9 protein-coding genes and 2 pseudogenes are annotated in these 12,226 nt (G+C 61.0%); all 11 read left to right on the forward strand.

The window, feature by feature from the left end; translation table 11 throughout:
• The first annotated feature begins 273 nt into the window (after positions 1 to 273).
• Positions 274 to 1,449 (forward strand): MerR family transcriptional regulator, encoded by a 1,176-nt coding sequence (locus tag AABM52_RS17725; RefSeq protein WP_347907209.1) that lies wholly within the window; start codon positions 274 to 276, stop codon positions 1,447 to 1,449.
• A 46-nt stretch (positions 1,450 to 1,495) separates the two neighbouring features.
• Entirely contained in the window at positions 1,496 to 1,753 is a 258-nt protein-coding gene (locus AABM52_RS17730) for a YjhX family toxin (protein ID WP_347907210.1), read from the forward strand.
• A 15-nt stretch (positions 1,754 to 1,768) separates the two neighbouring features.
• Positions 1,769 to 2,326: pseudogene (locus AABM52_RS17735) on the forward strand (HD family hydrolase); the annotation flags it as partial.
• 3 nt (positions 2,327 to 2,329) lie between these two features.
• Positions 2,330 to 2,830: pseudogene (locus AABM52_RS17740) on the forward strand (GNAT family N-acetyltransferase); the annotation flags it as partial.
• A 133-nt stretch (positions 2,831 to 2,963) separates the two neighbouring features.
• Positions 2,964 to 3,704, forward strand: a complete 741-nt coding sequence (locus AABM52_RS17745; protein WP_347907211.1) for a Mut7-C RNAse domain-containing protein — start codon at positions 2,964 to 2,966, stop codon at positions 3,702 to 3,704.
• A gap of 108 nt (positions 3,705 to 3,812) precedes the next feature.
• On the forward strand, positions 3,813 to 5,939 hold the full coding sequence (locus AABM52_RS17750; RefSeq protein WP_347907212.1) for a TonB-dependent receptor: 2,127 nt from the start codon (positions 3,813 to 3,815) through the stop codon (positions 5,937 to 5,939).
• A 143-nt stretch (positions 5,940 to 6,082) separates the two neighbouring features.
• Complete coding sequence (locus AABM52_RS17755; RefSeq protein ID WP_347907215.1) at positions 6,083 to 6,547, forward strand: MarR family transcriptional regulator; 465 nt, start codon at positions 6,083 to 6,085, stop codon at positions 6,545 to 6,547.
• On the forward strand, positions 6,540 to 7,619 hold the full coding sequence (locus tag AABM52_RS17760) for an HlyD family secretion protein (RefSeq protein WP_347907217.1): 1,080 nt from the start codon (positions 6,540 to 6,542) through the stop codon (positions 7,617 to 7,619). Before AABM52_RS17755 ends, AABM52_RS17760 begins: the two co-directional genes overlap by 8 nt.
• On the forward strand, positions 7,612 to 9,150 hold the full coding sequence (locus tag AABM52_RS17765; protein WP_347907218.1) for a DHA2 family efflux MFS transporter permease subunit: 1,539 nt from the start codon (positions 7,612 to 7,614) through the stop codon (positions 9,148 to 9,150). Before AABM52_RS17760 ends, AABM52_RS17765 begins: the two co-directional genes overlap by 8 nt.
• A 73-nt stretch (positions 9,151 to 9,223) precedes the next feature.
• Entirely contained in the window at positions 9,224 to 10,501 is a 1,278-nt protein-coding gene (locus AABM52_RS17770; protein ID WP_347907220.1) for a flavohemoglobin expression-modulating QEGLA motif protein, read from the forward strand.
• Positions 10,502 to 10,657: 156 nt separating this feature from the next.
• Positions 10,658 to 12,205 carry a DUF3300 domain-containing protein gene (locus tag AABM52_RS17775; RefSeq protein ID WP_347907222.1) on the forward strand — a complete coding sequence of 516 codons (1,548 nt, stop codon included), beginning with the start codon at positions 10,658 to 10,660 and terminating at the stop codon, positions 12,203 to 12,205.
• Positions 12,206 to 12,226 lie beyond the last annotated feature (21 nt).

Below are 12,226 nucleotides of genomic sequence, written 5' to 3' on the forward strand. Positions count from 1 at the left end.
AGCAATTGGGAGCCGACGCGCGAATAGCCCATCATGGCCCTGCATCGAATCGATGCTGAAATCAGAGGCCGAATATACGTGTGCAGTCGGCACGGGCGCCAAAGCGAAGGGGGCTTGCAATGAGGAGGAGTCCATATACGGTCATTCAGAGCGCAAACTGCTGTAGACCAGGCTGGAAATTTTTGCAAAGAAAAAAGACTCCTCAGCCAATTTCCTCTTTACCTGTCTATAACTTCATAGTTTATGGTTTACGCCATGGAACGAGGAAAGGTCATGTATCGCATTTCCGAACTGGCACTAAAGGTGGGTTTGAGCCGTTCAACGCTGCTCTACTACGAGAAGTTAGGACTGATCTCATCCAGGCGGCAGGCCAATGGTTATCGGGCGTACTCGGAGCATGATCTGCAGCAGCTAAAGTTACTGCAGCAACTGCAAGCCGGCGGGCTGACTTTGAAAGAGTGCCAAGCGTGCCTGGATACGCGCATAGACAGGTCATTGTTGCTTGAGCGTTTGCAGGCCTTGGAGCAAGAGATTGCGGAAAAACAACAATCCAGAGATCTGCTCGCCGCAATGCTGGGGAAGGCCTCCATGCGTGGCTGGCACCAAGCTTTGGAGAGCCAGGCACCAGGGGCGCATTTGGCCTGGTTGCTGAAGCAAGGCTTCAATGAAAAGCAGGCATTACGCTTGAAGTGGTTATCAAGGGACATGAATGAACATGATCACTATATGGCCGATTTCGAGCGAATTTTTGATGGCCTGGATCGCCTGGGGCCGGGCTCTGCTGAAGATACACTGGAGGCCCTCAGTGCGTTACCCGTCGTGCCGCAGAACCTGCTGGACATCGGCTGCGGCCGAGGTTTGAGCACGTTGTTGTTGGCAACACATACCCAAGGGCTGGTCACCGCTCTGGACAATGATGAGTACAGCCTGGCCCGCCTGAGGGAAGCGGTCACTACCAATGCGTTGGATCATTGCGTCCGGCTACTGTGCGCCAGCATGACCGAACTGCCGTTTGAACGAAGTTCATTCGATGCCGTGTGGGCCGAGGGCAGTGCCTACATCATGGGCTTCGGCAACGCCCTGAAAAGCTGGAGACGGTTTATCAAGCCGGAAGGGTTTCTGGTGGTGAGTGATTTGATCTGGTTCACCGACCAGCCCCATCCTGAGGCGTCTTCGTTCTGGCAGAAAAACTACCCTGACATGACAACTCTTGAGAGTCGAGTGTCCGGTATTAACTCATTGGGCTATCAAGTCCTGCACAGTTTTCCATTGAGTCTCCACGCTTGGGAAAACTACTTGGCGCCGTTGCGTGAAAAGATTGCCGAGCTGTCCGTAGAAGGCTTTTCCTCAAAAGCTCTGACAGACATCAAGGACGAGATTGATATCCACGATCGTTTCTTGGATGACTACGGCTATCAGTTTTTCATCTTGCAGAAAAACAGTGCCTAGCGTCGGCGCAGTACTCACTGCTCCCTGACATTTTTGGGTCGAAACCATGAATATTTCCAAACCGGAACAACGGACGTTGCACGTCCTCGCAAAAGGCGGCCGCATCTCGCACCAACGCGATGCGTCAGGTCGGATCAGAACAGTCGAACGCTATACCCGAGAAGGTCATGTACTTTCCGGCTGCACGCTTAGCGTGTTCAACAAGCTCAAGGCCAAGCGTTTACTCAGATCTACAAACGGTCAGCCCTACCGAGTCAACAAGTCAGGGTTGCAGGCAGTGCGTCCGCAACTGGACAACCGCTAATAATCGAGACTTCTTATGAACATTAAAACGGTACACGGACGCCTGGAGTTCCGGCGCGAATCGGAGCGACTCAAAAGCGTTCTTAGAAGTGCCCACACCTCCTCGGGCCGCCAGGAAAGTACCGCTGAGCATAGTTGGCGATTGAGTCTGATGGCTATGGTTTTCGCTGACGAACTCAAAGGCCTCGATCTCTTGAAAGTGCTCAAACTCTGCCTCGTTCATGACTTGGGGGAAGCCATAAGCGGAGATATCCCCGCCGTGAACAAGTACGACTTCCCAGATAAAAGTGAGCAAGAGCGTGCTGACCTCTTACATCTGACTCGCACCTTGGATAAAGGCTTGCAAGCGGAAATATTGTCACTCTGGGAAGACTACGAAAATGCAGCGTCCGCAGAGGCCCTCGCGGTCAAGGCACTCGACAAGCTAGAGACGATTCTGCAACACAACCAGGGTATCAACCCACCCGACTTCGATTACGCCTTTAACCTGACTTACGGGATTCAATACACCAAGGCAACTGCGCTGTTTGACACATTGCGCGGTCTGATCGATCAAGACACTAGAGAAAAACTCAATATGAATCTGAAAATCCAAAACGAGCAACCAGAAAACATCGAGCGCATTGCCGCCCTTACCGTCGCGGCGTTTGAACAGGAAGAGCATTCCAGCCACACCGAGCACTTGATTGTCGATGCGCTACGCCGCGCCGGAAAATTAACCGTTTCGCTAGTCGCACTAGAGCATGATGAAATCGTTGGGCATGTCGCTTTTTCACCGGTCACGGTGTCGTCCGGCGCAACAGGCTGGTACGGGCTCGGGCCAATATCCGTGTGGCCGAACCGGCAGGGCCAAGGTATTGGTTCAACCCTGATGAAAGCCGCTCTGGCGGAATTGAAAGGCCAAGGGGCAACTGGCTGCGTAGTGTTGGGCGATCCTGGCTACTATGGTCGTTTTGGCTTCAAAGCTCACATTGGTTTGGAGTTGCCCGGGGTTCCCCACGAGTATTTCCAAGCACTGTCCTTCAGCGGTGATTTGCCAGCAGGCACTGTGCAATACCACGAGTCCTTCGACGCCACGGAGTGTAACGTCTGCTTTTGGCTGTGGATTCAACTGGCCAACAACGGCCATTCAATGTCTACAAAACCAGGGGCGAATCAAAGGATGTCCCGACCAGACTCGCTCCCCCTGCAGCCCTGCCATACTGTTCAACATGACCAGTGCAACTTTCCGCTTCTTTGATGAGCTCAACGATTTCCTGCCGGCCGAACGACGGCGGCAGCCCTTCACTTGCCAGTGCGCGCAAGGGGCGACGGTCAAGCACATGATCGAGGCGCTCGGGGTGCCGCACACCGAGGTCGAACTGGTGCTGCTCAACGGCGAGTCGGTGGGCCTGGAGCGGGTGATCCTCGACAGTGACCGGCTGGCGGTGTATCCCAAGTTCGAAGCGCTGGACATCAGCCCCCTGCTGAAGGTTCGTGCGCAACCTTCACGGGTGCTGCGTTTCGTCGCCGATGCGCACCTTGGCGGGCTGGCCAGCCTGCTGCGCATGAGCGGCTTCGACACCCTCTACGACAATGGCTTCGAGGATGGCGAGATCGCCGAGATCGCTGCGCAGCAAGGGCGAATCGTGCTGACCCGCGACCGCGAACTGCTCAAGCGGCGAATCATCAGTCACGGCTGTTATGTGCATGCCCTGAAACCGTCGCTGCAACTGCGCGAACTGTACGAGCGCCTCGACCTGGCGCGCAGTGCGCGGCCATTCAGCCTGTGCCTTCATTGCAACCTGCCGCTGCACGAGATCAGCCCGGAACTGGCCCGGACGCAGGTGCCGCCGCGCATTGGCGCCCTCTATTCGCACTTCCTGCGCTGCGACGCCTGCCAACGGATTTACTGGGAAGGTTCGCACTGGCGCGGCATGTGTGCATTGCTGGCACCGCTGCTGAACCGATAGCCGCCAGCCCTTGGCGGACAACAAATAACAAAATTGCCATGTGCTCCCTTCGTTCCTTCTTGCGTCGCACTGTTCATTGCCCGTTTCCGTACGTCTGGAGTTTTCCCAATGCCCTCGCCTCATTCCTTGCCCGCTGCGTTGCTGGGCCTGGCCCTTGTTTGTCCGGCCATGACCGAGGCTCAGGGCCTGGAGCTGGGACAAGTGCTGATCGGCGCCGAGGACCAGAGCGACGAAGACCAGGGGATCGAGGACGCCAGGGCGCGGCTGGCCCTGGTGCCCGGCGGCACCAATGTGGTCGACATGCGCCGTCCGTTGCAAGGTCGCGTGGCCAGTAATCAGGATGTGCTGGCTTACCAGCCAGGGGTCTATGCCCAGTCGGCGGGTAACGAAGGGGTGAAGATCTCGATCCGTGGATCAGGCATCAACCGCGCACCGGGCGCCCATGCCTCGGGGCTGTACACCCTGCTCGACGGTCTGCCGCTGACCGGCCCCGGCGGCACGCCCTACGAATTGCTGGAACCGCTGTGGCTCGACCATGTGGAAGTGCTGCGCGGCGCCAACGGGTTCGACCGGGGCGCCCTGGCGCTGGGCGGGGCCATCGATTACGTCAGCCATACCGGCTACGACTCGCCGAAGTTGCAGGTACGCTACGCAACGGGCAGCCACGGCTATCAGCAGCGTCAGGTCAGCTCCGGACAGGTGCTCGGTGCCTTCGATTACTACGTGGCCATGACCGACGCCAACGCCGACGGCTACCAGGACCACACGGCCAGCGAGAGCCAGGGGGTCATCGCCAACTTCGGTTACCGCTTCAACCCCAACCTGGAAACACGCTTCTACCTGCGCCACCGCCAGACCGACAACGACCTCGCGGGACGGGTGACCAAGCACTCCATCGAGCATGACCCACGGGCGGCGAACCCGGCCTACGTCGCGCGGGACGACCACCGCGACGAGCCGGGCAGCACCTTTATCGGCAACAAGACCACCTGGTACATCGATGACGATTCGAGCATCCAGACCGGCCTTGTCTACCACGACTACCCCATGGACTTGAGCGAGGGCCCCAACCGCCTGAAGGTGGCGTACACCGACGTCAGCGGCACGTTCGACTACAAGCGTCGCGACACGCTCTGGGGGCTGGAAAGCCAAAGCACCCTGGGCCTGCGAATGACCAAACACCTGCCCAATGCCGGTGCCAGCGAGTTCGTGCGCATCCCCACCGGCAACACCGCCGGTTACGCACCGGGCACGCTGATTCGCAACTTCACCTATCAGGGCTCGGACACGGTCCTGCATGTGGGCAATGACCTGGAGATCGCCGACGACCTGTGGTTGACCACCGGCCTCGCCGCGATCTACACCCGCCGTGAAAGCGACGTCACCTACCCGCAGGAAGGTGGCAAGACCAGCCTGCACGACTGGGACTACGCCCCGCGCGTGGGCCTGCGCTACCAGCTGACACCGGACCTGCAACTGTTCGGCAACCTCAGCCGCTCGGTCGAGGCACCGCACCCGTGGTCGCTGATCTATAGCTCGAACATTCGATTCCCCAAGGGCAGCGGCGTTGCCACGGGCGCCCAGCGCGAACCGGTCACGCTGCAAAACCAGACCGCCACCACCCTGGAAATCGGCGGTCGCGGTGACAGCACGCTGGGGCAGTGGAGCCTGGCCTGGTACTACGCCCAGGTGCGCCACGAACTGCTGTCGGTGCTGCCGGACGCCAACGCCACCACGCCCTACGAGCTCAACGCCAGCCCCACCGTGCACCAGGGCGTGGAAGCCAGCCTGCTGAGCCCCCTCTGGTCGCCGGACGATGGCGGCCAGTTGAGCCTGCGCCAGAGCTATACCTTCAGTGACTTCCATTACCGCGACGATGAGCGCTTCGGCGACAACCGCCTGCCGGGCCTGCCGATGCACTATTACCAGGGCGAACTGCGCTACGACTGGCCACAAGGCTTTTTCGCCGCGGTCAACACACAATGGGTGTCCAAGGTGGCGGTCGATTACGCCAACAGCTACTACGCCGATCCCTACGCCCTATTCGGCGCCACACTGGGCTACAACGCCCCCAAGGGCGACTGGCAGACCTGGCTGGACCTGCGCAACCTGACCGACAAACACTATGCCGCCACGGTCACGCCGGGCTACGACGACAAAGGGCTGGACGCGGCACGCTCCACCCCCGGCGAGGGCATGGCGATGTACGTCGGGGTGTCGTGGAGCCTGCTTTGAGGCCGGGTTAACCGGCCGAAAGGCACCTCGAAAAACAGGTTCACGGGGAGAATCGATTCACCTGAATTATTTCGCAAATATAGATAGCTGACTAATTACAAGCTCAACTATGATGAGCTAACTCCTCCGCAGCAGATTTCACCATGACCGACATATTGACCCTTGGTTTTGCCCTGCATGACAGCGCCCGGCTGATGCGCAAGCGGTTTGAGCAACGCGCGCGGCATGTCGGCCTCACCCGCTCGCAGTGGCAAGTGCTGGCCATGCTGTCGACCCATGAGGGCATCCATCAAAAAGGGCTCGCGGACTTACTGGAGCTCGAATCAATCACCCTCGTGCGTCTGCTGGACAAGATGGCCGAGCGCGGTTTGGTCGAGCGCCGTCGCCACCCTACGGATCGACGCCTGTCCCTGCTGTTTTTGACCGAGCAGGCCCATCCGCTGCTGCAACTCATGCGTGACATGGGCCGGGTGACCCGCCAGGAAGCCACGCACGGATTCTCTGCCGAAGAGGAACAGTTGCTGCTGCAGATGATGAAACGGATGAGGTCCAACCTGATCGAAGCCTGCAGTCTTCCCGTTGAAGAACAGGAGCATCGTCATGACTGAGAGACGGCAACTCGTGCGCACCACGCTCTTTGCCTTGCTACCCATCATGCTGGTGGTCGGCGGTTACCTGTATGTCACGGGCGGGCAGATCATTTCCACCGACAATGCCTACATCCAGGCCGATCATGTCGGCGTCTCCACCGATGTCTCGGGCCTGGTCGCCTCGGTTGAGGTCAAGGACAACCAGCGGGTGGTCAAGGGCCAGGTCTTGTTCACCCTCAAGCCCGAACCCTTTGAGATTGCGTTGGCCAGTGCCAGGGCGCAACTGAGCAATGTGCGCAACCAGATCCTCAATCTCCAGGCCAATTACAGGCAAGCGCAGGCCGAAATCGACCAGGCGCAAATCGACCTCGCCTACTACCAGGCCAGCTTCCAGCGCCAGCAAACCCTGCTCAGCGTCTCTGCGGTTTCCAGAACCAACTACGACGATGCCAAGCATGCGCTGGACAGCACCCGGCAAAAAATCACCGTGGCCAGGGCCACTGCGCAAATGGTGCTGGCGCAGCTGGGCGGAAGTATCGAAACCCCGGTCGAACAACAGTCCACGTACCTGATCGCCCAGGCCGCCGTCGACGAAGCACAGCGCAACCTGGACAACTCGGTGGTCAGGGCTGCGTTTGACGGTGTCGTGACCAACGTTGATTCGCTGCAAGTCGGCTCTTACCTGCAACCACCCCAATCGGGCATCAGCCTGGTGTCCGCCGACCACCTGTGGGTCGCGGCGTCGCCGAAGGAAACCGAACTGACCCACATGAAACCCGGTCAGTCCGTCGAGATCAGCGTCGACAGCTACCCCGGCGTGCAGTGGCACGGCACCGTCGACAGCATCAGCCCGGCGTCGGGTTCGAGCTTCTCGTTGCTGCCCGCGCAAAACACCACGGGCAACTGGGTCAAGGTCGTACAACGGATTCCCGTGCGCATCAGCATCAATGATGCCGGGGAAAAACCGCCACTGCGCACCGGCATGAGCGTGCAGGCCGAGATCGACACCGGCTCGGCCCGTGGCCTGCCGCACCTGTTCTCGGGGCTGCTGGCGAGCAAGGCCCCGGCCCCGGCTCTGGCCCATGAATAACCCGGCACCGACCGAAGCGGTGGCCCATCGCGGGATGATCACCGCTTGCGTCGTGCTGGCGGTGATCATGCAAGCGCTCGACACCACCATCGCCAACGTCGCCCTGCCCTACATGCAAGGCAGCATCTCGGCCAGTTCGGACCAGATCAACTGGGTGCTGACGTCCTACATCGTCGCCGCGGCAATCATGACGCCGCCGTCCGCCTTTCTGGCCAGGCGCTTCGGGCGCAAACGCGTGCTGCTGTGGGCGATTGTCGGCTTTGTGATCTCGTCGATCCTTTGCGGCCTGGCGCAGTCGCTGGAAGAAATCATCCTCGCCCGCCTGCTGCAGGGCCTGGCGGGCGCGGCGCTGGTGCCCCTGTCCCAGGGCATTCTGCTGGACATCTACAGCCTCAAGGAACGCGGCTCAGCCATGGCGCTGTTTGGTGTGTCGGTCATGGTCGGCCCCGTGCTGGGGCCGATGCTCGGCGGCTGGCTGACCGAGAATTTCAGCTGGCGCTGGGTGTTCTTCATCAATTTGCCCATCGGTTTGCTTGCACTGGCCGGGATCGTCTATTACGTCAGCGAAACGCCCACCGACACCTCGACCCGCCTGGACTGGCTCGGCTTCGGTTCGCTGAGCGTGACGATCATGGCCCTGCAACTGTTTCTGGATCGGGGTGAGCAACTGGGCTGGTTCGCTTCCGGTGAAATCCTCGTCGAAGCAATCGTGGCCGCTGTCGCCCTGTACGTGTTCCTGGTCCACACCTTCACCACCGACAGCCCCTTCATCAGCCCGAAGCTGTTCAAGGATCGCAACTTTGCGATCAGCGTTGTCTTTATCTTCATCGTCGGCATCACCTACCTGGCTTCACTGGCGCTGATGACCCCTTACCTGCAAACCCTGATGGGCTATCCGGTGCTGACCGCCGGCATGGTGATGGGCCCCCGTGGCCTGGGCACGATGCTGACCATGTTCCTCGCCGGCCGACTGTTGGGCAAAGTCGATACCCGTCTTTTATTGTTGTCGGGCCTGGGTTTGTCGGCGCTGTCGATGGGGCTGATGACCGGCTGGACGCCTGACGTTTCGATGCAGACCGTCATCTGGGTCGGTTTCATCCAGGGCACCAGCCTGGGCATGCTGTTTGTGCCACTGACCACGGTTGCCTTCGCGACCCTGCCCGCCTCCTTGCGCGCCGAAGGCACCGGCCTTTACAGCCTGTCGCGAAATGTCGGTTCCAGCGTCGGGATCTCCATCGTGACCGTGCTGCTCACCCAGAACATCCAGGCCAACCACGAACAGATAGGCGCCTACATCACGCCCTTCAACCGGGCCTTCGACGCAGGGTCGATCAAGAGCTACCTGGACCCGATGGCCGCCTCCGGCCGCGCCACCCTGGACGCATTGGTCAACGTGCAAGCCAGCTGGATCGCCTACGTGGACGACTTCAAGCTGCTGATGCTGTTGTCACTGGCGGTCATGCCGTTGTTGCTGATTATCAAGACCCCAAAAGTCCAGGCACATGAAGAGCCGGCAGCGGTCATGGAGTAATCCCGGATCAACACGCAACCGCGCGCGACGACTAAGCTTTTGTAACGCCACTTCGTCCCTCAAGGAGATATCCATGAGCGCCGCCGACCTGTCCGAACTCGATGCCGCCCTGCCCGGCCTGACCCGCAAGATCCGCGTGCTCGATGCCCTGTCCTGGCCGGACGGCGTCGAGGAGGACTTCCTGGCGAAATGGCGCAGCGGGCGGGCCGAGTTACCCAGGGTCGAGTTGCAGCCTCGCGACCACCGCGCCGACATCGCCGCCCTGGAAACCTTTATCAGCCAGTGCGATGTGGGGCATCCGGCCGGGAATTACCTGGCCATGACCGCCCGTAGCTATGCCACGGCCGGGCACATGCTGGGGGCCATCGGCACTCCCGCCTTTACCCAATATTCGTCAGCGCTGTACCGGCGCCCGGATTTCTATTACACACGCCTGCAACTGAGCATGCTCGACGCCGCCCGGTTCTTCCTCAAGACCACCGACGCCCTGCTCGGCGGTGCGCGGATTCCACCCTGCCCGGCCGAGATCCCGGCCAGGGCGTTCGCCGCCTGGATTCAACCGGAACTGGACCGCTTCTTCGGCGCCGGACAGATCACGGTCGTGCTCGATCCGAACCTGGCCGCCAAGGCCATCGCCGGATCGAGCCGCATTCGCCTGCGGGCCAGCGCGTTGTTCTCGGAACTGGACAAGCATCAGCTGTTGCAACACGAGGCGTTCGTGCATGTCGCCACGGCACAGAACGGCGCGCGCCAGCCCAACCTCACAAGCCTGGGCCTGGGGGCGCCCCGTACGACCCAGACCCAGGAAGGCATTGCCACCCTGGCCGAACTGTTCACCGGCAGCATGGACATCAACCGCCTGCGGCGCCTGGCCCTGCGCGTGCTCGCCGTCCAGCAGGCACTGGAGGGTGCCGACTTCATCCAGGTGTTCGAAGGTTTTCTGGCGGCCGGGCAGACAGAAGAGGAATCCTTCCGCTCGACCCAACGGGTGTTCCGCGGCGCCGACCTGCGGGGCGGTTCGGCGTTCACCAAGGACGCCGCTTACCTGACCGGGTTGCTCGGCGTCCACACCCTGCTGCGTATCGCAATCCGCGATAACCGGCCGGAACTGGTGGGGCATTTGTTTGCAGGACGCCTCAGCCTGGCTGACACCGTGCGCCTGGCGCCCTTGTTCGAGTCCGGCTGGCTCAAGGGGCCGGTCTATCTTCCGGCCTGGGCCAGCGACCTGCGCCTGCTGGCCGCCAACCTGGCCTTCTCGGCGTTCATCGCCCGGATCAAGCTGGATGTGCTGGACCTGGATGTGTTCATGGCATTCGCCGAAGAACACGAAAGCGATGCCAGCGCGCAGTGATCGGCGTTGAGTTTTTCAGCCGGCCTTGATTCTTCGAATCAACTGCTACCATTAGAAAGCGGTGGCGAGGCCGGGCTCTGTGGCTTGCAAAGACGGCTTTCACTGCCAAGGATTGATCCACTCATTTCAAGCCTGCCTGACCCCATGGGGGGTGCAATGCACAATCCATTACTTTACGCGTTGTCGGCTGTACTGCTCTTGAGCGGATCGTCCTGCCTGGCACTGGGTACGGAAGGGACCGCTGCCGCGCCGGCCCCGGCACCCGCCGCAGCTCCCGCACCGGCAAGCGCGGCCAGTACCGCGCCCGCCGCCCCGGTGACCAAGGATCCGGTGTTTACCCAGGAACAGCTGGACCAGATGCTGGCGCCCATTGCGCTGTACCCGGACCCACTGTTTGCACAGGTGCTGATGGCCACCACCTACCCCGGAGAAGTCGGCGAGGCAGTCAACTGGTCCAAAGCGCACCCAGACGCCAAGGGTGACGATGCGGTCAAGCAGGTGGCGAATCAGCCCTGGGATCCGAGCGTGCAGGCACTGGTCGCCTTCCCGCAGGTTCTGGCATTGCTGGGGCAGGACCCCGTCTGGGTCCAGCGCCTGGGTGATGCCTTCCTGGCGCAGCCCGACGATCTCATGGAAAGCGCGCAACGCTTGCGTCGCCAGGCGCAGGCAGCCGGCAATCTGCAGAGCAACCAGTATCAGAACGTGACGATCCAGAATGTCGCGCCGCCGGCACCGGCGACCACGAACGCGGCTCCAGCCCCTGAAGCGGCCCCGGCCAGCAACTCCACCATCATCATTCAGCCTGCCGATCCACAGGTGGTGTACGTCCCCACCTATAACCCCACTACCACCTACGGCACCTGGCCCTACCCGGCGTCGCCGCCCGCGTACTATCCACCGCCACCGGCCTATTACCCCGGTCAGGCGCTGATGGCCGGGCTCGCGTTTGGTGCCGGTGTGGCGATCGTTGGATCGTTGTGGGGTGAATGTGACTGGGGCAATAACGACGTCGACATCGACGTCAATCGCTACAACAACATCAACGGCAACAACCGGATCACCAACAACAAATGGCAGCACAACCCGGTGCATCGCAATGGCGTGCCCTATCGGGACAATGCGAGCCGCGCACAGTACGGCCGCCAACTCAACGGGGCCAATCAGCGTGAAGCCTATCGCGGGGACAATGCCCAACGCTCCCAGGCCCGTGAAAATGCCCGCAGCTCAATGGACAAGCACGGTATCGAACGACCTGCCACCAGCAACCGCGAAGCCCGTGATCAAACGCGCAAACTCCAGTCAGGAACCGCAGGCGGCGATCGGCTACAGACCGGTGCAGACAGACCCAAGGCGGCTGACAGAAGCCAGGGCACGGCCAGAAACACCCGTGAGAACCAGCAGCCCAGGAGGGATGCCAATCAGGCCAATCAGCAGGCCAGGAATCAGAGTTCCCAGTTGAATCAGCGCAGAGAAGGCTCCACGCAGACGCGGCAAGCGACGAATACACGGCCCGCCGCCAGTGCCGGCAGTGCCCGCAACAATGCGTTCGCCGGCGCACGCTCGCCGTCCCAGGCCAACGTCCAGGCCAATCGTGGCCGGGCCAGCCAGGCATCCGCCCAACGCCCCAGTGCCTCGCGATCAGCCGGTCACCAGGTCAGCCGGCCGTCCAATCCACCAGCGCGTCAAAGGGGGGGCCGCCGTTGAAAAACCATCCTCGATTGAAGG

This window comes from Pseudomonas grandcourensis (assembly GCF_039909015.1).
In the GTDB taxonomy this organism is placed as follows: Bacteria; Pseudomonadota; Gammaproteobacteria; order Pseudomonadales; family Pseudomonadaceae; genus Aquipseudomonas; species Aquipseudomonas grandcourensis.

Excerpts from the sequence above, each read along its gene's own strand:
- AABM52_RS17725 (WP_347907209.1), top strand. The coding sequence starts at position 274 with ATGTATCGCATTTCCGAACTGGCACTAAAGGTGGGTTTGAGCCGTTCA.
- AABM52_RS17730 (WP_347907210.1), top strand. The coding sequence starts at position 1,496 with ATGAATATTTCCAAACCGGAACAACGGACGTTGCACGTCCTCGCAAAA.
- AABM52_RS17745 (WP_347907211.1), top strand. The coding sequence starts at position 2,964 with ATGACCAGTGCAACTTTCCGCTTCTTTGATGAGCTCAACGATTTCCTG.
- AABM52_RS17750 (WP_347907212.1), top strand. The coding sequence starts at position 3,813 with ATGCCCTCGCCTCATTCCTTGCCCGCTGCGTTGCTGGGCCTGGCCCTT.
- AABM52_RS17755 (WP_347907215.1), top strand. The coding sequence starts at position 6,083 with ATGACCGACATATTGACCCTTGGTTTTGCCCTGCATGACAGCGCCCGG.
- AABM52_RS17760 (WP_347907217.1), top strand. The coding sequence starts at position 6,540 with ATGACTGAGAGACGGCAACTCGTGCGCACCACGCTCTTTGCCTTGCTA.
- AABM52_RS17765 (WP_347907218.1), top strand. The coding sequence starts at position 7,612 with ATGAATAACCCGGCACCGACCGAAGCGGTGGCCCATCGCGGGATGATC.
- AABM52_RS17770 (WP_347907220.1), top strand. The coding sequence starts at position 9,224 with ATGAGCGCCGCCGACCTGTCCGAACTCGATGCCGCCCTGCCCGGCCTG.
- AABM52_RS17775 (WP_347907222.1), top strand. The coding sequence starts at position 10,658 with ATGCACAATCCATTACTTTACGCGTTGTCGGCTGTACTGCTCTTGAGC.